General features: G+C 65.1%; 21 protein-coding genes. 14 read left to right on the top strand and 7 right to left on the bottom strand.

The annotated features are described in order from the left end of the window. Together FJ426_RS30370 and FJ426_RS30375 are read left to right on the top strand one after the other, a co-directional pair. Positions 1-249 (top strand): 2-oxo acid dehydrogenase subunit E2 (locus tag FJ426_RS30370; RefSeq protein WP_181171996.1); only part of this gene is annotated, 249 nt, incomplete at its 5' end. Positions 250-363: 114 nt separating this feature from the next. Beyond that, positions 364-732, top strand: a complete 369-nt coding sequence (locus FJ426_RS30375) for a hypothetical protein (protein WP_140561611.1) — start codon at positions 364-366, stop codon at positions 730-732. Between the two features lie 18 nt (positions 733-750). Here the strand turns inward: FJ426_RS30375 and FJ426_RS30380 are convergent, their stop codons facing one another. Then, positions 751-1,728 (bottom strand): sugar-binding transcriptional regulator, encoded by a 978-nt coding sequence (locus FJ426_RS30380; RefSeq protein WP_140500629.1) that lies wholly within the window; start codon positions 1,726-1,728, stop codon positions 751-753. Between the two features lie 263 nt (positions 1,729-1,991). Here FJ426_RS30380 and FJ426_RS30385 point away from each other — a divergent pair, with 263 nt between their 5' ends. The 6 genes from FJ426_RS30385 to FJ426_RS30410 all read left to right on the top strand — a co-directional run bounded on the left by FJ426_RS30385 (position 1,992) and on the right by FJ426_RS30410 (position 9,047). Next, positions 1,992-2,978 (top strand): ABC transporter substrate-binding protein, encoded by a 987-nt coding sequence (locus FJ426_RS30385; protein ID WP_140525497.1) that lies wholly within the window; start codon positions 1,992-1,994, stop codon positions 2,976-2,978. Between the two features lie 78 nt (positions 2,979-3,056). Further along, the gene (locus tag FJ426_RS30390; protein WP_140825685.1) at positions 3,057-4,760 is read left to right on the top strand and encodes an iron ABC transporter permease; all 1,704 of its coding nucleotides are present in this window, start codon (positions 3,057-3,059) and stop codon (positions 4,758-4,760) included. Then, positions 4,748-5,824, top strand: coding sequence for an ABC transporter ATP-binding protein (locus FJ426_RS30395; RefSeq protein ID WP_140554298.1), 1,077 nt, complete (start codon positions 4,748-4,750; stop codon positions 5,822-5,824). The genes FJ426_RS30390 and FJ426_RS30395 overlap by 13 nt, the downstream gene beginning before the upstream one ends. After that, positions 5,824-6,990, top strand: a complete 1,167-nt coding sequence (locus tag FJ426_RS30400; RefSeq protein WP_140561629.1) for an MBL fold metallo-hydrolase — start codon at positions 5,824-5,826, stop codon at positions 6,988-6,990. The genes FJ426_RS30395 and FJ426_RS30400 overlap by 1 nt, the downstream gene beginning before the upstream one ends. Further along, entirely contained in the window at positions 6,987-7,742 is a 756-nt protein-coding gene (locus tag FJ426_RS30405) for a 5'/3'-nucleotidase SurE (protein ID WP_140525805.1), read from the top strand. The genes FJ426_RS30400 and FJ426_RS30405 overlap by 4 nt, the downstream gene beginning before the upstream one ends. A gap of 153 nt (positions 7,743-7,895) precedes the next feature. Then, entirely contained in the window at positions 7,896-9,047 is a 1,152-nt protein-coding gene (locus FJ426_RS30410) for a DUF930 domain-containing protein (protein WP_348642472.1), read from the top strand. Positions 9,048-9,056: 9 nt separating this feature from the next. Here the strand turns inward: FJ426_RS30410 and FJ426_RS30415 are convergent, their stop codons facing one another. Together FJ426_RS30415 and FJ426_RS30420 are read right to left on the bottom strand one after the other, a co-directional pair. Next, entirely contained in the window at positions 9,057-9,731 is a 675-nt protein-coding gene (locus tag FJ426_RS30415) for an HAD family phosphatase (RefSeq protein ID WP_140525806.1), read from the bottom strand. Positions 9,732-9,813: 82 nt separating this feature from the next. Continuing rightward, entirely contained in the window at positions 9,814-10,455 is a 642-nt protein-coding gene (locus tag FJ426_RS30420; protein ID WP_140517923.1) for a hypothetical protein, read from the bottom strand. 192 nt (positions 10,456-10,647) lie between these two features. On the opposite strand from FJ426_RS30420, the gene FJ426_RS30425 reads away from it, so the two are divergent. From FJ426_RS30425 to ptsP, 5 genes are all read left to right on the top strand, one after another. Further along, positions 10,648-11,085, top strand: coding sequence for a transcriptional regulator GutM (locus tag FJ426_RS30425; protein ID WP_140501610.1), 438 nt, complete (start codon positions 10,648-10,650; stop codon positions 11,083-11,085). 52 nt (positions 11,086-11,137) lie between these two features. Continuing rightward, on the top strand, positions 11,138-11,905 hold the full coding sequence (locus FJ426_RS30430; protein ID WP_140501608.1) for a PTS glucitol/sorbitol transporter subunit IIC: 768 nt from the start codon (positions 11,138-11,140) through the stop codon (positions 11,903-11,905). Between the two features lie 16 nt (positions 11,906-11,921). Continuing rightward, positions 11,922-12,926, top strand: a complete 1,005-nt coding sequence (locus FJ426_RS30435; RefSeq protein WP_140558471.1) for a PTS glucitol/sorbitol transporter subunit IIB — start codon at positions 11,922-11,924, stop codon at positions 12,924-12,926. Positions 12,927-13,071: 145 nt separating this feature from the next. Beyond that, on the top strand, positions 13,072-13,452 hold the full coding sequence (locus FJ426_RS30440; protein ID WP_140501604.1) for a PTS glucitol/sorbitol transporter subunit IIA: 381 nt from the start codon (positions 13,072-13,074) through the stop codon (positions 13,450-13,452). Between the two features lie 52 nt (positions 13,453-13,504). Next, the gene (ptsP, locus tag FJ426_RS30445) at positions 13,505-15,475 is read left to right on the top strand and encodes a phosphoenolpyruvate--protein phosphotransferase (RefSeq protein WP_140825686.1); all 1,971 of its coding nucleotides are present in this window, start codon (positions 13,505-13,507) and stop codon (positions 15,473-15,475) included. 19 nt (positions 15,476-15,494) lie between these two features. On the opposite strand, the gene FJ426_RS30450 is transcribed toward ptsP, so the two are convergent. After that, the gene (locus tag FJ426_RS30450) at positions 15,495-16,295 is read right to left on the bottom strand and encodes a hypothetical protein (RefSeq protein ID WP_140825687.1); all 801 of its coding nucleotides are present in this window, start codon (positions 16,293-16,295) and stop codon (positions 15,495-15,497) included. A gap of 156 nt (positions 16,296-16,451) precedes the next feature. On the opposite strand from FJ426_RS30450, the gene FJ426_RS30455 reads away from it, so the two are divergent. Further along, entirely contained in the window at positions 16,452-17,462 is a 1,011-nt protein-coding gene (locus FJ426_RS30455; protein WP_140561617.1) for a sugar-binding transcriptional regulator, read from the top strand. On the opposite strand, the gene FJ426_RS30460 is transcribed toward FJ426_RS30455, so the two are convergent. Genes FJ426_RS30460 through FJ426_RS30470 form a run of 3 tightly spaced genes read right to left on the bottom strand, consistent with a single transcriptional unit; the run spans position 17,449 to position 20,643 of the window. Beyond that, positions 17,449-18,300: a TIGR01459 family HAD-type hydrolase gene (locus FJ426_RS30460; protein ID WP_140825688.1), complete on the bottom strand. Its 852-nt coding sequence runs from the start codon at positions 18,298-18,300 to the stop codon at positions 17,449-17,451. The two genes, FJ426_RS30455 and FJ426_RS30460, sit on opposite strands and share 14 nt — an antisense overlap. Further along, positions 18,297-19,598: an FGGY-family carbohydrate kinase gene (locus FJ426_RS30465; protein WP_140825689.1), complete on the bottom strand. Its 1,302-nt coding sequence runs from the start codon at positions 19,596-19,598 to the stop codon at positions 18,297-18,299. Before FJ426_RS30465 ends, FJ426_RS30460 begins: the two co-directional genes overlap by 4 nt. 1 nt (position 19,599) lies before the next feature. Continuing rightward, positions 19,600-20,643, bottom strand: a complete 1,044-nt coding sequence (locus FJ426_RS30470; protein WP_140666480.1) for a class II aldolase/adducin family protein — start codon at positions 20,641-20,643, stop codon at positions 19,600-19,602. Positions 20,644-20,790: the final 147 nt, after the last annotated feature.

Genomic DNA, 20,790 nt, shown 5'->3' on the forward strand with positions numbered 1-20,790 from the left:
GCGGTGTCGAACCTTGGCATGTTCGGCATCAAGGATTTCGCCGCCGTCATCAACCCGCCGCATGCGACGATCCTGGCAGTGGGCGCCGGCGAGGAGCGGGCGGTGGTCAAGAACGGCGAGATCAAAATCGCCACGGTGATGTCGGTGACGCTGTCGACCGACCATCGCGCCGTGGACGGAGCGCTGGGCGCCGAACTGCTGGTCGCCTTCAAGAAGCTGATCGAGAACCCGATGGGCATGCTGGTGTAGGTCACGTTGACGTGAGGAGGCGTCGAATGATGCGCCGGCTCACCACAGAATCGACTTGTCAGGCGCGAACCCTTCGCCCATGTTTCAGGTGGACTGTGATCAAGGGAGGTCCGCATGCCCGCATTCGATCCATCCGACGTCAAGACCCTGTTCGGCAAGGTGATGGGCGCGTCTCCGTCCGACATCAAGCTGGTGGCGCAGCGCCTGCACGATCACGCTTTCGAGCCGCGTATGTCGGGGGACGAAACCAAGCAACTCGTCGCCAGTCTCGGCTATGAGAGCCTGGATGCGTTCTGCGCCGATATCGGCTTGCCTGCGCATATCGCGGAGCGCTGGGGCCGCTTCGGCGTTTCCGGCGAGATGAAGCAGGTGTTCACGCTGCTGGCGGCCCAGCGCAGGCGGGTGGCCGAGGCGATCGCCGAATTCGAATCCATGACCCATGTCGGCGTCGAGGATTTCTTGCGCGAACGCGGCCTGATCTAAGCGGCACTGGAAGCAGCGTCAGCCAGCCTTTGCCAGCAGCGCCGTCGCCGTATCGCTGTCGGTGATCAGCACATTGGTGCTGACGGCCTTCAGCGCGGCGAGGATCGCGGCCACCTTGCGTTTTCCGCCGGCGGCCAGCACGACATTCGGCACCTGGCCGACGACATCGAGGTCGATGGCCATGACGCGGCCGTTGACTTCGTGGTCGACCAGCCTGCCTGAGGCATCGACGAAATAGCACAGCATGTTGGCGACCGCGCCCTTCGCTTTCAGCGACGCGATGAGCGACGACGGCACGATGCCGTGGCGGAAGATGGTCGCGTCCGGCGACATGTCGCCGACGGTAAGCAGCGCGATATCGGCGGCGGCAGCGCGCTGCCGCACGTCCTGCAGCGCCGGCTGCGCCCAGAGCAGGTCACGCAGCGAGGGGTTGTCGACCGTCACCGGCGCAGTGATCTGGTAGCTGTCGACCTCGAAGACATCGGCGACCTTGGCGGCGACGATCGACGGATTGATCCATTGCGAATGCGGCAGGCTGCCGACGAGCGCCACGACCGAGGCGTGCTTCAGCTGCCGGCGGGCGAGAAAGCCCAAACTTGCATGCAGGGTCGCGCCGCCGCCGATTGCCAGCGTCATGCCGTCCTGCATCTGCTCGCCGAGATAGGCCGCCACGGCGTGGCCGATCGCCTTCTCCAGGTGGTCTTGCGCCGAAGGCGTCGGGATGACGACGGCGGCATCGAGGCCCCAGCGCTTCTCGAGTGCACGTTCGAGCGCCACCTGTTCGGCGGTCGGCGCGTTGATCATGGTGACGACGATGCCCTCGGCCGTGCACGCGGCCAGCGTGCGCATGACCTTAACCCTGGAGACATCGAGCTTCTCGGCGATCTGCTCCTGCGTGAAGCCCTCCACATAATAGAGCCACGCCGTCTTGACGTTGAGATCCGACGACACCATCGGCAATCCGGAGCGGGCCGGTCTCGGTTTTTCCACGGGCATCGCTTTTCGTCCTCATGAGCCTTGGCCTGGGCCCCGCATCGCCTCTTCGGAGAAAGGCCGGCCGCGTGTCAACTGGCACCGGATGTCCGGCGTGTCGATTGTTGCACAGTTTTGTTCATTTGTAATTGACATCGAACATATGAACATATTCTGTATATCTCACGCGCTGTGTCATCCACCAGTCATATGCGCCGTGCAGGGAGGAAGAGACAGGGAACCGGCCGGGGCCGGACCAGTCGTGCACAGACAGGACAGGAGGTCTTATGAAGACGCTATTCATCAAGCTGCTGGGCAGCCAGCTGGCGCTCGCGGCAACTTTGTTTGCCGGCATGGCAAGTGCCGAAACGTTGACGCTCTACACATCCCAGCCGGAAGCCGATGCGGCCAAGACCGTGGAGGCCTTCAAGAAGGCGCAGCCCGGCATCGACGTGGCAATCTATCGTTCCGGTACCAGCGACATCCTCACAAAGATGGCGGCCGAATTCGCCGCCGGCAGCCCGCAGGCCGACGTGCTGTTGATCGCCGATGCGGTCTCGATGGAGTTGCTGAAGAAGGATGGCCGGCTGCTGCCTTATCCCGAGGCAAAGCTCGACGGCATCGAGCCGGATGCTTACGACGCCGACAAGACCTATTTCGGCAGCAAGCTGATCACCACCGGCATCGTCTACAACACCGCGGCTGCGCAAAAACCCGAGCATTGGGCCGATCTCGCCAAGCCGGCCTATGCCGATGGTCTCGTCATGCCGAGCCCGCTCTATTCAGGTGCCGCCGCCTACCTGCTTTCGGGTTTCGCCAGCGATGCCGATTACGGCTGGGATTTCTTCCAGAAGCTGAAGGCCAACAACACCGTCAGCGTGCGCGGCAATGGCGCGGTGCTGAAGTCCGTGGCATCAGGCGAGAAGCCCTATGGCATCCTCGTCGACTTCATGGCGATGAACGCCAAGAAGAAGGGCTCGCCGGTGGAATTCGTGTTCCCCTCGGAAGGCGTTCCGGCCGTGACCGAACCGGTCGCGATCATGAAGACGGCCAAGAATGTCGACGGCGCCAAGAAGTTCGTCGACTTCATTCTTTCGGACGAAGGCCAGAAGCTGGCGCTTTCGATGGGCTACCTGCCGGCACGGGCCTCGGTCGGCCGGCCCGAATGGCTGCCGGAAGGCGTCAAGGTCAAGGTAATGTCGTTCGACACCAAGGCAATCGTCGCCAAGACCGACGCCGACAAGGCGAAGTTCTCGGAACTGTTCGGCGGCTGACAAGGCTCGGCGATCCGGCCGGGATGCCGCTTCGGCGGCATCCCCACTGCGCGCTGGTCGAATTTCAGGAAAGCAACGATGCCATCAACGATCAGGGAAAGCCGGGGCCAGGAAATGGTCCTGACGGCGGCGGTAGCCGTCGTCATCGTGCTGCTCTCCCTGCTGCCGATGCTGCGCCTGATCAAGGAAATCGTGGCACCCGGCGGCACGGTGTCGACGATGGCCCTGGAGGCTGGACTGAGAAGCCCGGCGACCTGGATCGCCACCTGGCACACGCTTGTCGTCGGCATAGGCGGCACGGTGCTTGCCGTGCTGTCGGGAACGCTGGTGGCGGTGCTCATCACGCTGACCGACATACGCGGCCGAAGCGCGCTGGTGCTCTGCTACGTCATGCCGCTGATGATCGCGCCGCAGGTCACGGCGCTTGCCTGGCTGCAACTGTTCGGACCGGCCAGCCCGTTCCTCAAGCTGTTCGGCGCCGCACCGCCGCTGGGCACCAAGAACCCGCTCTATTCCACGTCGGGCATCATCCTGCTGCTCGGCGTGCAGTATGGCCCGCTGGTGTTCCTGCTGGTGCGCGCTGGCCTGCGCAAGCTGCCGCGCGAACTGGTCGAGGCGGCGCGAGCCGGCGGCGCGAGCTGGTTCACCGTGCTCGTCACCATCGTGCTACCCCTGATGACACCGTCGATCATGGCGGCAGCGGCACTGGCCTTCGTGTCCTGCGTCGGCAATTTCGGCATTCCCGCCTTTCTCGGCATTCCCGCCAATTATCTCGTGCTGCCGACCTTGATCTATCAAAAACTGGCCGGCGGCGGGCCGGCCGTGCTCGGCGAGACGGCGTTCCTGTCGGTGCTGATCGGCATCATCGCCATGGCCGGTATTATCGCCCAGGAGGTCATGAGCCGGCGCCGCGACTACCGCATCAGCTCCACCTCGCTGCCCGCCGAGCCCTACGAGCTTGGCCGCTGGCGTCCGGTCGTCCAGGCCGGCATGTGGCTGCTGGTCGTGCTGGTGTTGTTCCTGCCGCTGTTCGGGCTGGTGCTGACGTCGCTGGTTCCCGGCTACGGCATCGCGCTCAGCGCCAAGACGGCGACGCTCGACAATTACCGTTTCGTGCTGTTCGAGCACGCTGCCGCCAGCCGCGCCTTCTTCAACAGCTTCTGGCTGTCTATCGCCGCCGCGTTCTTCGCGGTCCTCGTCGCCGTGTCGATCGGCTATCTCATTGCCTGGGGCAAGCAGCGCTGGGTGCGGCTGCTCAATCTTTCGGTCGAACTGCCCTATGCCTTGCCCGGCGTGGTGCTGGCGATCGCATCGCTGCTGCTGTTCCTGCGGCCGATCCCACTGACCGGCATACAGCTTTACAACACGGTCTGGATCATCCTCTACGCCTATCTCGCCCGCTTCCTGGTGCTGGCCTTGCGGCCGACGATCAGCGGCTATCACCAGATCGACCGGACGCTGGAGGAGGCTGCCCAAGTGGCGGGCGCCGGCCTGTTCACGCGCATGCGCACCATCGTCTTTCCTTTGGTGGCGCCGGCGGCGATCGCCGGCGGCCTGCTGATCTTCATGACGGCGCTCAGCGAGCTCACGGTCTCGGCGCTGCTGTGGTCGTCGGGTTCCGAGACAATCGGCGTGGTGATGTTCTCGTTCGAACAGGGCGGCGATTCCAACTACGCGGCGGCGATGTCCGTCATCACGGTCGCGGTCACCTTCGTGCTGATGCTGGTGACCAACCTGCTTGCCCCTCATCTTCCGAGTGGAGTTCTGCCATGGCGCGATTGACCCTGGACCATGTGACCAAGAGCTTCGCCGAGTTCGATGCGGTCAAGGACGTTTCGATCGATGTCGGCGATGGCGAATTCCTTGCCGTGCTCGGGCCTTCCGGCTGCGGCAAGACGACGTTGCTGCGGCTTGTCGCCGGCTTCGAGAAGGTGACGTCGGGCGAAATCCGCATCGGCAGCGAGGTCGTGTCGGGTGCAGGCGGCAGCGTTCCACCAGAGAAGCGGCGGGTCGGCATCGTCTTCCAGAACTACGCATTGTGGCCGCACATGACGGTCGCCGAGAACATCGGCTATTCGCTCAAGGTTGCAAAGCTGGACAAGGCGGTCGCCCGCCAGAAGGTTGCCGACGCGCTGGCCCTGGTCAATCTACAGGGGTTAGGAGACCGTAGGCCGGCCAACCTCTCCGGCGGCCAGCGCCAGCGCGTGGCCCTGGCGCGCTGCCTGGTCGCCGCGCCCTCGCTGGTATTGTTCGACGAGCCACTCGCCAATCTCGACGTGCATCTCAGGGCCTCGATGGAGGACGAGTTCGCCGCCTTTCACAAGCGCACCGGCACGACCATCGTCTACATCACCCACGATCAGGCCGAGGCCATGGCGCTGGCCGATCGCATCGCGGTGATGGATCACGGTCGCCTGGTCCAGCTCGCGACGCCGCGCGAGCTCTATCATGAGCCGGCGAATGAAATGGTGGCCTCCTTCATTTCGCAGGGGATTCTGCTTCCGGCCGACGTGCTGAGCGCGGAGGAGGCCGGTCATTGCAAAGTCCGGGTTCTCGGAACAGAGCTGGTCGTCCGCTGCCGGGCAGGCGAGCGGCCGCGCGCCGGCGCAAGGATCTGCTGCCGGTCGGCCGATCTCGACGTTTCGCCGGACGGCCCCGGCTTCGACGGCCTCGTCAAGCGGGTGATCTACCAGGGTGGCTCGGCGCGCATCGAATTTACGCCTTCCGCAGGACCTGATCTTACCTTGCATTTCGAGCAGCCCGACCCGGTCGTGCTGGAGAGCGGAGCCCAGGCGCGCCTGCGCATCAAGTCTGGCTGGCTGATCCCGGCGGAGGCGGCGTCGTGATGATGCTGGACCTGGCCGGCGGCTTCGGCGAAAAGGGCCGCACCAGCGTTGCCGTCCGCAGCGGAAACGATCGCATCCTGCTCGATATCGGCATCAAGGTCGGGGCCACAGGGGCGGAGTACTATCCGGCACTTGACGGGTCGATCGCCGACATCGACGCGTTGTTTGTCTCGCATGCGCACGAGGATCACGTCGGTGCTCTGAGCTGGCTTTTGTCGCGCGGCTATGCCGGTCCGATTTTCATGACGGCCGAAACCCGCGCCGAGGCTCCGGCCACGCTCGCCGGCTATGCCGATCCCGGGGATCTCAAGCGATTTCCCTTTCCGGAAGATCGCATCGAGATTTTCGAACCCGGCGATTTGCTGAAGAGCGGCAATCTCACGGTCAGGACGGGGAGGTCGGGACATGTCGTCGGCGGCGTCTGGTTTGCCGTCGACGATGGCAAGAGCCGCGTCGTCTATTCGGCCGACGTGGTGCCGGACAGCAATGTCTTCGTGATGGACGCGATCCCCGAATGCGATCTTCTCGTTCTCGACGCGTCCTATGGCGCCGATCCCGTGCCGGGTGCGGCGCGCGCCGAGGCCATTTCGGGCTGGGTGGCGCGCCATTCGAACGGATGCCTTCTGCCGACGCCGCTGTCGGGGCGGTCGCTGGAATTGATCGCGGCCTTGCCGGGACCCTTCGCCATCCACGCCGGCATGCGTGCTTCGCTCGAAGCGCAGATCGCCGCCACTTCAGCGCTGCTGCCTGGCGTATCCGAGATGCTGCGCTTGCGGCTGGGTAGTGCCGCAGACTGGACCGACGCCGACCCGCTGCCCTCGCTGCCCTTGCTGGCCGATGACGGCATGGGCGAGGCCGGGCCTTCGTCCCGCCTGCTGCCGCGCGCCGACCGGGCCGGCTTTCCGGTGTTGCTGACCGGGCATCTGCCCTCCGGCTCCCCCGGCGATCTGCTGCACAAGGCCGGCCGGGCGGACTGGGTGCGCATGCCCACCCACCCAACGCTGTCGGGCAATGTCGATATCTGGGAGAAGGCAGGGCGCCCGGAGGCGCTCGGTCATTCCTGCGCGAGCGAACTCCTTGACGATCTGAAAGCCCATATTCCGTCGCTGCGCCCGCAATGCCGCACCGGCCAGAACATCACGGTGCGCCGAGGAAAAGAGACATGAGACTCCTGATCTGCAACGATGATGGCATCGAGGCGCCGGGCCTTGCCCGGCTGGTCAAGGCGGCCGGCAGCCTGAGCGACGATTTGTGGGTGGTGGCACCCGACGGCAAGCGCACCGCCGCGGGCGCATCGCTGACGATCGCGCGGCCGTTGATCATGCGGCGCGTCAAGCCCGGCTGGTATTCGTGTTCCGGTACTCCGGCCGACTGCGTGGTGAGTGCGATGGCCTGGCTGTTCGCGGATGGCCAAAAGCCCGACCTGGTTCTGGCGGGCGTCAATGACGGGCGCAACGTCGCCGAGGACCTTGCCTATTCCGGGACGCTGGGCATTGCGCGCGAGGCGACATTCTGGGGTATTCCGGCGATCGGCTTTTCCCGGGTGAAGAATCCGGACTTCAGCGGTGTCGACGACGAGTGGCTCGGCGCGTTGATCGCCTCGCTCTGGCGGTCGCGTGAAGAGTGGGCGGCGGATGGCCATTGGCTCAGTATCAACCTGCCGGCTTCGCTGCCGGCCGGGATCCGGCAGCCGCGCATCGGCCGCGACAAGATCGGCCGCAAGGCTGAAATCCTGGAGAGCGACGGCGATCGCACCGTCATCACAGTCCCGCGCGGGCGCGCTCACGCAAGTGAGCCGGGCGACGAGAACGAGGCGATCGATGCCGGCTTCGTCAGCATCAACCGGCTGAACTGGTTTGGCGAAACGCCGCTGGACGGACAGTTTCTGGACGAGATCCAGCACCAGCGGCAAGGCTAGTCACTCGTCACAGAACAGGGTCGTTGCGAATATTCAGGACGGTACGGTCGCTCGACCAGCCGTGCCAACGCCTCGACGGGCGGCGCGGCGGCGCGGATCATCCAGATCACCGAGCTGTGCAGCGGTTAAATTGCATCAATCCAAAGCCTATGCTTGAAGCCGCCGCTATTTCATTCCACATCGGTCAGCATGAAGGACGAGGCACGAGAGCGGCGTCGGGATCTGTTGTGGGCGCTGCCCGCATCGCTGATCCTGCATACGCTCCTCGCAGCGCTGGTGTTCTACAACCTGCCGAGGCCAGGCCAAGAGCCGCAGCAGGACCAGCCGGTAAATGTCGCGCTCGTGCCTCCGCCCGATCAGCCAAAACCGAAACCTGCTCCCGCACCGCCAAAGGAGCCCAAAGCCGAGAAGCCGCCGGAAACGAAGCCTGAAGAACCGCCCGAAAAGCAGTCGCGCAAGACGCCGCCGATCGAGACCTTGAGACCTGTCTTTCAGTTCGGCGACAAGGACGCCGGCCCCAGGAAATCCCTGGACGGAGCCAGCGCTCAAGACAGTTCGCCAGCGCCTGCCAAGGAGGAGACGTCCAAGCCGCCCGTGACGCCTGAGCCTGCGGAGACCAAGTCTGGCGCGCCGGCGGCCACCGAAAAGCCGGCAGAGTTGCCCGAGGCCGGCGAGAAGCCGGCAACCGCCGCGAAGGATGCCGAGTCCCTGAAGGATGCTGAGGAGGCGGAAACCCCCGACGCCGACAAGCAAACGGCCGCGGCACCGCCGTTGGCCGCCGATGACGGCGACACTGAGGTCGAGCTTCCCATATCGGCTGAAAAGCCGACGCCCAAACCCGCAAATGCGCCGAAGCCCGGCTCTTCAAAGGTCTCGAAGTCCCCCAAGGGGAGCGCGGGAGACCCAGCTTCCCCTGATGTCGCCAGTGCCGCGTCGCGTCGCTATTCCGGGCTTCCGGGCGTTCGCAAGCTCTATTCGCAAGACGCTACCGGCGATGCGCTGGCCACGACCTCGATGGGCGGCGTGCCGCGCGCCCAGCGTGGTGCCAAACTTTGCGCCAGCGCATTGCAGCAGCAATTGCTGGACGCCTCTTATTTCCCCGACTTGATCCCAAGCGTGCCGCTGAAGGCCGGCAATATTCTCAACGCCCCGGATGTCGCTTTCCGCGCAACGGGCACGTGGTACCATCTGGGCTTCCGCTGCGAGGTCGACAGCGATGTGACCAGGGTTTTGTCGTTCGGCCTACGTGTCGGATCTGTAATCCCGCCCGACGAATGGGTTCGGCTTGGACTACCCACTCGCTAGAACAAGCTCTTAGGCGGGGACACCGAGCCCGGACAATTGCCGGCTGATCTCTTGCCAGTCGGTGCAGACGAAATCGGCGCCGGCCGCCTTCAGTCGCGCGCCATGCTCGGGATAGGTGTGGCCGCCGCCGGTGTAGCCGATCGCCGTCATGCCGGCGGCAACCGCGCCCTGGATACCGAAGGGCGAATCCTCGATGACGATGCAGTCCGCCGGATTGGCGCCCCTCTTTGCCGCGGCGAACAGGAAAATGTCCGGCGCGGGCTTGCCGTTCTTAACCATCGAGGAGCTGTAAATTGCGTCGCCGAAGAACCGTGCCAGCGCCGTCACTGCCAGGCTGTGGTTTATGCGCTCGACGGAGGACGACGAGGCAACGCAGCGGTCGCCCTCAAGCGCCTCCAGAAACGCGGCGATTCCTGGTGTCGGCTTCAGTTCCTGCGAAAACAGGATCCTGGTCTCGGTCCAGATGTCGCCATCCGCCGCCGCCGGAAACTGATGGCCGGTCAATTCCCTGATTTTGACGATGATGTCGGACTGTTTCATGCCGATGCACTGAGCGATGATGCCGCCGTGCACGCCCGGCATGCCGTGCTTTTCATAGACGCGCTCATAGGCCCTCGCGGCCAGCGGTTCGCTGTCGACGAGAACGCCGTCGCAATCGAAAATGATAGGCCTTGATCGCGCCACGCGCTTCTCCCCGGAGTTTTGCACTTTGCTACCGGCAAAAAGTCAAATGTTCAATAGCGTGGTGGTCGGGCGCCAAAATCTGTCAAAGCTGGCGTAGCGCATCGCTGGCCCGGGCCGACCCAAGCGCCCTTTGCATGGCCTGCCGCGATTGCGCGCGATCCGGCGTGATCCAGTTCGGTTCGGCGCCAAGGAAGCGGTCGAGGAAAGCCACGGCATAGGCCGGCATCTCGGTCACGTTCTCGCGATAGGACCACCATGTGCGCAGGTCGTCGGCGCATTTGTCGATGCTGGGCGCTGAGCCGAATTCCTGCTCGTAGATCGCCGAAATCACCGAAACGCAATAATTGGTGTAGAGGAACCCCTCAGGCCAGAAGCGGACGATTTCCAGCGTGCCGGCATTCTGCTCGGTCTCGACGAGATGGCTGAGGCCGGAGACTTCCCTGGCCGGCGCCTGCCGTATCAGTTCGCGCAGCACGAGGCCGGCGGCAAAGACGATGAAGTCGGCGCGGTCGATCGCGGCGAAACGCTTCTGCGCCTCCATGATCTCGACCCAGTCGAGAAAAGCCCTTGTGAGCCTGGCTTCGTCGATTTCAAAACGCACGCCGAATGTGTCGGACACCACCTTGGCGCTGCCGCGAAACGTCGCGCGGAACCAGCGCAATTGTCGCAACCGATGGCGAAGGTCGGGCATAAGGGCCAGTTCATCCCTGAAGGGCAGTTCCATTTCACATATCCCGTTTGACGACAGGCTAGCACAACCGTGCCGTCGCCGAAATCGGCCGACGGCCCTGTGGATGACCGTGACCGAGGTCAATATCATACATATTGACATTCTCGGAAACAAATGTTCTCACTTTGCTGTTGTCGCGCATCCGTCCAAGATGCGGTTCAATGAAGGCTTCGGGAGGAGAACCGAATGGCGATTTGGCAGTGGGGACTGCTTCTTCTGGTTATCGTGTGGGCGCTGCAGTCGCTCGGCGTCTGGCTGCAGATGCGGCACTATTCGGATGTCTTCCGGGGCGTCACCGACCAGTACAAGGATGGCTTCGTCGGGGCCGGCAATTTTCGCGGCCGGCTGGCCAAGGGCACCATCGCGCTCGTCGTGGTGACGCCGGACCTCATCGTGCGCCGCATGATGGTCATGAGCGGGCGCTCGGTGTTCACCAAATTCAAACGACATCAACAATTCGAGGGTGTTCCCCTCGATCAACTCCGGTCCAACCCTGCGATCATGGGGGAGGGGGAACCCGGTGTGGCCGAGGCCGTGAAACGGGCGATCGAACAGATCGACAAAGCACGGTCGGAGCCGGGGAAGAAGCCGGGCTTGTCCGGCTTGAACGTAGCAAGGGCCTAGAGGACGCCGCGCACCGGCCGGGATCAACCGGCGGGCGGCATAAGGAGGAGAAATGTCTGTATTTTCGTTATTGGCGCAGCATGCCGACATGGCCGTGCATAACCTGCATGTTGCAGGCACCATGGTCTCGGATGCTGCCTGGCACGGCAGGCTCGGCGTCGAGCATGCCACCGATCATCTCGTGGTGTTGGCGCAGGCGCAGACCGACAGCGCGCCTGTCACCGCCGATCAGCTGAAGGAACAGCTGAAAAACGTGCAGCAGGAAGAGCAACTCGGCTGGCTGACCGCAATCGGCAAATACTTCATCGGCATCTTCCAGAAAGGCGGCGAAGTGTTCGCCGGCTTCGTTACCGGCATCATCCCGACACTGGTGGTGCTGATGACCGCCTTCTACGCCGTCACCGAACTGGTCGGCGAGGAGCGCGTCCACGGCCTGGCACGCGGCGCCGGCAGGATCGCGCTGACCCGCTATACGCTGCTGCCTCTGCTGGCGGTGTTCTTCCTCACCAACCCGATGGCTTACACCTTCGGATCGTTCCTGGAAGAAAAGCACAAGCCCGCCTTCTATGACGCGGCTGTCTCCTACGTGCATCCGCCGCTCGGCCTGTTCCCGCATATCAACCCCGGCGAATACTTCGTCTGGGGCGGCATGCTGGTCGCCTTGCTCGACCTCGAGAAGCGGGGTGTCGTCGCCGGAGGCTATCACGTCAAGGTGGCGATCTGGTACGCCATCGTCGGCCTCGTCGTCATCCTGCTCAAGGGCATGCTGACCGAGCGCATCACCGCCATCATGGCACGCCGCCAGGGCATCGAGCTGTAAGGGCGGGGAGGACATCATGGCCAAGACATACAAAGCCGTAAGGATCTCCCGGGGCTCCACAGGCTGGGGCGGCCCGCTCGTCATCGAGCCGACCGCACAGCGCGATAAGATCGTCTCCGTCACCGGAGGCGGCATCCATCCCGTGGCACAGCTCATCGCCGACATGACCGGCGCTACGGCCGTCGACGGCTTCAAGGCGCCGCCGATCGAAAGCGAGATGGCGGTCGTCGTCGTCGACTGCGGCGGCACCGCACGCTGCGGCGTCTATCCGCGCAAGCGCATCCCGACCGTCAACCTGACGCCGGTCGGCCAGGCTGGGCCGCTCGCCCAGTTCATCACCGAGGACATCTACGTTTCGGGCGTGAAGCCGGCCAATGTCACAATGGCGGACGGATCCGAGGCGGTCACCACTGCGGGGGGAGCAGCATCGATGAGTCCAGGCAACAACACCGCGGCCGCGGCACCACAGCCGCTACCGAGCGAAGGCGGGCTGATCGGCCTGATCAGCTCGATCGGCCGCGTCATGGGCCGCGTGGTCGGCATCTTCTTCAATGCCGGCCGCCGTACGATCGACCAGGTGGTGCGCAACGTGCTGCCGTTCATGGCCTTCGTGACCATGCTCATCGGCCTGATCCTGTACACCGGCATCGGCGACGTGCTTGCCCAGCCGATGGGACCGCTCGCCAACAACATCGTCGGCCTGCTGATCATCTCGGCCATCTGCGGCCTGCCGTTCCTGTCCCCCATCCTGGGACCGGGCGCGGTCATCGCGCAGGTCATCGGCGTCGCCATCATCGGTCCGCAGATCGCCAACGGCACGATTTCGCCGGCGATGGCGCTGCCGGCGCTGTTTGCCTACAACACCCAGGTGGGCTGCGACTTTGTCCCGGTCGGCCTGGCGCTCGGTGAAGCCAAGCCCAAGACGATCGAAATCGGCGTCCCGGCGGTTCTCATCAGCCGCCAGATCATGGGCCCGGTCTCGGTGCTGATCGCCTGGGTCGTCAGCCTGATCGTGTTCTAAGCAAATTCCGGGAAAGCCTGAAACGGCTTTCCCGGAAAAAGGCGCGTAGCGCTTTCCCTTGGGAATTGCGCCAAAGCACGGAGATAGAGGGGTTCACGGGCGTCCGTGACCCCCTCGAGGAAAGTAAGGAAATGAGGTTCGCCATATGACGGTTCTGCTGAGAACACGGGTCACTTCCATCGGGCCTGAGGTGGCGGACCTTGCCGAAGGGGGCGTGCTCATCCTGTTCGCGGATGGCTCGCCGCCGGAGCTTGCCGAGGTTTCCGTGCTCCACAAGACGGAACTCGGGCCCAGCGAAGGCGCGCCGCAGAAGGGCGCGTCGATCACCCTTGGACCTGTTTCCGCGACAATCACGGCGGTCGGCTCCAGCGCCTGGAGCAAGGTGCTCGAGATGGGGCATGTCGTCATCTCGTTCAATGGCGCCACCGAGGCCGAGCGGCCGGGCGAGATCTGCGCTTCGCAGGTCGACACTCAAGCGCTCGTGGCCGCCCTGAAGACAGACGCGATCATCACCATCGCCGCCTGAAGCATTCGCGCCGCGACCCATGTCGGCGCGGCGCCACAACAGAGTATTTGCCATGGAACGCTCGACCATCGTCAGAGTGCATGAAGGTTTGCACGCACGTCCCGCCACGCGCTTCGTCAAGCTTGCCAAGGGTTTCGAATCCGATGTCGAGCTGGTCAAGGACGGCAAGGCGGTCAGCGCCAAGAGCTCGGTCAAGCTGATGCTGCTGGCGGTGAAGGAAAACCAGGAAGTCACCGTGCGGGCGAATGGCGCGGACGCCATCGAAGCGATCGAGGCGCTGATCGGCTATCTCGAGAACCCGAAGGCAGGTCTCGACGATGACGATCCGCAATCGGCCGCCAACACGGGCGAGGAAACTGTGCCGACGTCCGAACCCGTACCGGCTGTTTCAGGCGTGGCCGGTTTGCGCGGCGTCGCGGCGAGCGAGGGCGTCGCCATCGGGCCTGCCTTCGCGCATTTTCCACCTGACATCGCTGGACAGGGCCGCATGCTGCGGGCGGAGGAGATCGCCGGCGAGATCGACAGGTTCCGCGCCGCCGTCGCCGCCGTTCAGGCGCGCATGGACAAGGCGCTGGCGCAGGACACCCTGTCCGCCGGAGATCGCGGCATCATCGCGGCGCTGCGGGACATCGCCGCCGACGACAGCCTGACCGGCGAGGCCGAGGAGGCGATCAAAAGCGGAAACGATGCGGTTTCGGCCGTCATCACCGCCGCCTCCACCGTTGCCGCCGATTTCAGCGCGGTCGACGATCACTATCTCAACGCGCGCGCCGACGACGTGCATGCGGTCGGACGACAGATCTGTCTGGCGTTGCTCGGCCAGGATGACGCCAGCCTCGAAAATATCCCCGAAGGCGCCATCCTGATCGCCGACGATATCGGCGCCTGGGACCTGGCGCGGGCGCCGCTGAAGCGCATCGGCGGGGTGGTATGCGGCCATGGCGGGGCCACCTCGCATATTGCCATCATCGCCCGTTCGCACGGCATTCCGGCAGTGCTGGGCCTTGGCGACCAGATCAATGCCCTGCGCAGCGCGCGCGAAGTGGCCGTGGACGGCAATGGCGGGCAGGTGATCGTCGACCCCGATGCGGCGACCCGCGCGGACTTCGCCGCCCGCGTCCAGGCGGCGGCCAAGGAGCGCGCCGGACTGGCCGTCTTCAAGACCGTGACGCCCAAACTCGCGGACGGCAGGATCATCGAGGTCGCCGCCAATATCGGCTCGCTGGAGGAAATCGAGGCAGCGCAGGAAGCCGGCGCCATGGGCGTCGGCCTGTTCCGCACCGAGCTTCTGTTCATGCGCCATATGCATCTGCCCTCCGAGGACATGCAGGCCGAGACCTATGCGGCGCTGGCCAAGGCATTCGCGCCCTATCCCGTCATCGTGCGCACGCTCGACATAGGCGGCGACAAGCCGATCGCCGGCATCGAATTTCCCGACGAGGAAAATCCCTTCCTCGGCTGGCGCGGCATCCGCATGTGCCTCGACCGGCCCGACATCTTCAAGCGCCAGCTACGGGCGCTGCTCAGGGCAGCCGTGCACGGCAACATCAAGGTGATGTTGCCGATGGTCTCCGACATATCGGAGGTGCGGCAGACGCGGGTCCTGGTTGCCGAATGCGCGGCGGAACTGAAGGCGCAAGGCGTGCCGCATGCGGCGTTCGATCTCGGCGTGATGATCGAAACGCCGGCCGCCGTTCTGATCGCGCCGGCGCTGGCGAAAGAAGTGTCGTTCTTCTCGATCGGCACCAACGACCTGACCCAGTACATCATGGCCGCCGACCGGCTCAACCCGACCGTGGCCAAGCTCAATGATGTCGCCAACCCGGCCGTCATGTCGGCGATCGAGTTGACCGCAAAGGCCGGCGTGGCCGCCGGCATCATGGTGGGCATGTGCGGCGAGGCGGCCGGCCGCCCGGATCTCATCCCGGCCTTTCTCGAGATGGGGCTGACCGAGCTCTCGATGAGCCCGGCCTCGATCCAGCGCGCCAAGAAGACCATCACGTCCATGGCGGCCGGGCGATAGTCCCGACCGGAACCGGCAGCTACGGCAGATGGGCAAGCAAGGTGGCGAAGACAGGTGTCAATTCATCGACCGGGCTCGCCTTGGCACAGGCCTTGACGATGCGGTCGTGACGGATGCCGGCCGCCAGAACAGCGGTCTCCAGCATGTCGGGCTCCGGCGCACCGTCGCTGGCCGTTGTGGCCAGGCCGCAGGCCAGGACGACGGGGGCCAAGCAAGCTATGTCGAGCGCCCGGTCGCCGATTGCATCCGGTTCGGCTTCGACAAAGCGGACAGGACGGTGGTTGAGGCACTCGACCAGCAGCGCCGCACAGGCAGCGGCGACGGCCGGCAGCGCGGCGGGGCCGGGTCTGGCGGGTATCGCGGCCAGCAGACCGGCGTGGCGTTTTTGCATGGCGGCGTGGACGGCGGCGAAATCCGCCTCGTGGATCCGGGCATTGTCGATCTTCAGGGCGGCGAGCACGGTCCTGGTCAGATAGTACATGTCGCGCCGGAAGACGCGCTCGGCGCTGGACCGGCGTTCCTCGTTGCCGGCCGGGAAATAGATGCCAAGGCCTTTCACGGTCGTTCCGTCGATCTTCGTCGGGCGGTCATGCGGGACAAAGGATTCGGCGATCGACAAGGCTTCGTCGACGGCACTGGCGGCATGGCCGAGCAGGCCTTCGATGCCTTTGCCCGGGAACGGCGGCAAATGGCTGGTTGCTTCCCGCACGAGATTGGCATCGCTGTCGCTGTCGTGGCGGCTCTGGCGAATGATGTCGCGGACGTCGCGCAGCCGGTCCTTCAAATTGACGCGGACATCCCTGGAGATTTGTCTGAGCATCGCGAATCGCCTCGAAAACGTCTACCGGCCTCGACCGCCGAGAGCCGGCCGCTGACCCTACATTGTTCCTATCGATTGGTAGATCAATAGGCGATATTAAACCAGCGTGGAGAATCGGCGAGGGACTCCTACATCGCCGAGCGGGGAGACAGACAGTTGGGCAGGCGACGGCAGGGCGATAGCGAAAGCGGAGTGACCGAGGCGCCCGAACAGGTCGTCAACGAGAGCCGCACGGACCGCCTCAGGATCCGCGCCGCCTGGATGTATTTCGTCGAGCAGATGACGCAGAACGAGATCGCCGACGTGCTCGGCGTCGGCCGCGTCACCATCGTTCGCATGCTGGCGGAGGCGCGCTCGCGCAACGAGGTGAAAATCACCATCGAAAGCGAGTTGTCAGAGATCGTGCGGCTGGAGCGCGCGCTGGAGCGCACGTTCGGCCTGAAGCAGGCGCTGGTGGCGCCGCTGACCGCGCCCAATGCCGATCCGATCCCCGCGATCAGTGCGAAGACCGGGATTTTCCTGTCCGACACGATGAAATCCGGCATGCGCGTCGGCGTCGGCTGGGGTCAGACGCTGTTCTCGAGTCTGCCCTTCATCAGCGCCAAATCGCTCACCGACTTCAAGGTCATTTCGCTGCTAGGCGGTGTGGGCGTCGTGCGCCGCTACAACCCGGCCGAGTTCGCCTGGCGCTTCGCCCAAATCTTCCAGGGCGACGGCTATCTGATCCCGACGCCGGCCGTCGTCGACAGCGTCGAGACCAAGATCGCGCTGGTCGAGCGTTGCGGACTGCAGGAGGTTTTTGAGATGGCCAACGTGCTCGATGCCGTTCTGCTGAGCGTCGGCGGCATCGCTTCGGCCACTACGTTCTCTCGCGGCGGCTTTCTTAAGGAGGCGGACCGCGAGGCCTTGGTTGCGCGTGGCGCCGTTGGCGACCTTCTGTTCCATTTCTTCGACCGCAATGGCGATCTCGTCGACCACCCCGTCAACAGCCATGTGATGTCGGTGGAGGTCGATCGGCTGCGCAAGGCGCCGATCCGCATTCTCACGTCCGGCGGCGAAGAGAAGACAGCGGCGCTGCTCGGCGCCATGAACCTGATCGCGCCGACCATCCTGATCACCGACGAAGAGAGCGCAAGGCGCATGCTCGAGGCGGTCAACGGAAGCTGAAGGACCCCGTGACGTAGTCCGGCCAGGCCTGCTCCTCGTCGAAAACAGCGACAAGATCCGAAGTGTCCGCCAATATCCCGCTCAGGACCAGCGCCGTGGCGATGCCGGAGCCGTTTCCGCCCGCTATGTCATGCTCGACACTGTCGCCGACGCAGACCACGCTGGCGCGGTCGGGCTCGCCGGCCAGCGCCAGTGCGGCATCGAAGATCGCCGGGCCGGGCTTGCCGATGCGGGTGACGCTGCCGCCCAGGCTCTCGTAGAGATCGGCGATCTCGCCGGCGCCGAAGCGAGGCCCGACCGCCGTCAGCATGATCTTGTCGGGATTGGTGCAGATGCATGGCACCTTTCGCGCCGCCGCCGGCGCCAGCAGGCGGCGATAATGGTCCAGGTCGTAGCGGTCGCCCTCGCTGGCCGCGATCAGTACCAGGTTGGCGGTATCGCCGGCTCCGGTCAACACAAAAGGCAGGCCCTCGATCGCTGTGCGGTCATTATCGCGGCTGATCAACAGGCAGTTCGTGCCGGGCCGCAACGCTCCGGTCCCCGCCATTTCGTGGAAGGATCGCCACGCCACCTCGCCGGAGGAAACGAAATGATCCCAGCTTCCGGCCTCGAAGCCGAGCCTCAGCAAACGGTCCTCGTTGGGCTTGGCGCGCCTGCCGGAGTTGGAGACCAGCACCACGGTCTTTCCGGCGCGCTTCAGTGCCGCCAAGGCCGCCACCGCGCCGGGATAGGGGGCCGAGCCGTCATGCAGCACGCCGAACTGGTCGACCAGGAAGACCTGGTAGCGCTCCGCCAGCGGTCCGATGCCGTCGAGGCGTTCAGCCAGTTTCCGGTTCATAGCAGCCCCGCCTCGTTCGCACCCTTCAACGCCAGCCGCGCCGTTCCGGCAGCGGCCTCGTCCGACAAAGCCGGCAAGAACGCAACGCCGAGCTTACGCTGCCGGATCGCGCTCCACGCAGGATTTGCCGCGCCGCCGCCGACGCTGCGCACCGAAGTCAGCGCCGGCGCGCCGAGCTCGCCAAGCCGGCGATAGCCGAGCGCTTCGATCGCGGCCATGCCTTCGAACATCGCCTTGAGATAGTCGGCATCATCCACCGGGCGCGGGACGAGGCGCGGGGGGAGCGCCGGATCGGCGATGGGGAAGCGTTCGCCCGATGTGGCGAGCGGATAATAGTCGAGGCCGGTCTCGGTCGCCGGGTCGATCATGGCACTGAGCTCGATGATGCGCGCGAGCGGGAAATGCTGCGCCAGCACCTTGCCGCCGGAATTCGAGGCCCCGCCGGCCAGCCAGCCATTGCCTAGCCGGTGGCTGTAGATGCCGTATCGCGGCGCCGAAATCGGCCGGTCGGACAGGATCTTGATGGTAAGCGAGGAGCCAAGCGCCGTGACCCCGTCGCCGACCCCCGCGGCACCCGTCGCCAGGAAAGAGGCGCAGCCATCGGTCGTGCCGGCAACGACGGTCACGTCGCGGGCCAAGCCGAACAGATCCGCCATGGCCGCGGTGAGCGTGCCGGTCACGTCGCCCGGCTCGACGACGTCAGGCAGCAAATCCATGCGCATTCCGGTCGCCGCGATCCAGTCCGGCCAACGGCGGGCCTCGACATCGTAGCCGGTTTTCAAGGCGTTGTTCTCGTCGCTGACGTTGAAGCGGCCCGAGAACTGTCCGGCGATCCAGTCCGCCTGATGCAGCACCGCCGCCACGCCCGGCAGATGCTGGAAGTGAAGCGCCTTGGCGAGGCCTGAGGTCGCACCGTGCGCGGCGCTGCCCGCCGGCGCCTCGCGCGCGATCGCGGCCAGTATATCGTCGCCGGCGACCTTGTCATTGTACATCAGCGGTTCGGCGAGCGGCCGTCCGGCACCGTCGACCGGCAGCAACGTGCCCGAGGTGCCATCCACGGCGATGGCGCGGACCGTGATCCGGTCGATGCCCGCAATCAACTCCGCCAGCGCTGCCCGGACCGCTTGCCACCAGGCCGCCGGACTGCGTGGATCCTGGCCAAATGCGTCGAGGCGGACGGCGGCTTGGCCGGCAATTGAAAAGTCCGGACGCATGGCTACGGCGCGGGCGCCCGAGGTGCCGATATCGACGCCGATGACGAGACGATCCGAGAGAGGCGAGCCGGCGACGGGCGACATGTCAGCCACCGGAGGCGTTCAGTTTCTGGCGGTACTGCTCGGCGTCCCAGTTGACGAGTTCGTCGTTCTCCGCCTCGGTAAGGTAATTCAACGTCGCCGTGACATCGACCCGCGCCGTCACGTCGGCAAGGCAACGCTGCATGGCGTCGGCGCCGGCGCTGGCATTGGCGCGCATCAGGACGCCGAGCCCCGGAAACAGGATCGACAGGGGCTGGGCGCCGCGACGCCTGACGACAGCGGCGACGTCCTCGCCGGGCGCAGCCACCACCGAACCCTTGCCGAGGAAGATGACATGGTCGGGATAGAGGCTGCCGCCCGATGCCATGCGGCGGCTGTCGGGATCGATGGCGACCGCGTGCGCCTCGGTGTCGACGGGCAAGCGGTAGCCGGAATTTGCGGCAAGCGCGGTCAGTGCCGCGATGTCGGGCGCGGCCGCGTCGCGCGGCGCCCTTGCCAGAAGCCCGGTCACGCGGCGCAACAGCGCCTCGGCCCCGGTGACGGTCTCGGCCGCGACGACGAGGCCGTGATTGCCCAGGATCAGGACATCGACGCCCGGCCGCAGCCTTTCGGAGATGCCCTGGGCCAGCGGCAGGCCCGGCCGGCGGTAGGGAACATAGGCCCATTGGATGCCTGCGAGCCGGCACGCGGCCAGGACCTCGCAATCGGCCTGCACCGCAAGCGAAATGGTGTCGACGCAGTGGACATGCAGGACCACGCGCTGCGGCATCAAGGCATGCACCGTGGTCTCGATCGAGGGACGCAGCCCGCGCGGGTTGAGCGCGCCGATGGCGAAGGCCTGAGGCTGGTCGGCGGCGGGATCGCGTCGTTCAACCGCCTCGAGCAATGGCGCCATCGCCACCGGCACCATGATGTCATCGGCGAGCGCGTCTTTCAGCCAGGTCCCGGAAGCCTTGATCCACAGCGTGTCTCCGGCTTTCAGCGAGTTGTTGCCGCCGGCGGCCTGGGTCAGATGCGGATCCTGTCCGATGGCGGCCGAAAGCGCCCGCAGCGCCGCCAATTCCTGCGCATCCGCCTGGGTCGCCATCACGCATCTCCTCCAACAATCCGCCAACCGTCGAATGCGGTGGTCGGGCATTCGACGGGTTGATATCGCAGATAAGAGTGAGTTCCGTCAACCGTGATCGAATACCGTCAGTTGTGGCTTGCAATCGAGCTAATGTTGAGTAAGTTA

The organism is Mesorhizobium sp. B2-6-4, assembly GCF_006441495.1.
Lineage (GTDB): Bacteria > Pseudomonadota > Alphaproteobacteria > Rhizobiales > Rhizobiaceae > Mesorhizobium.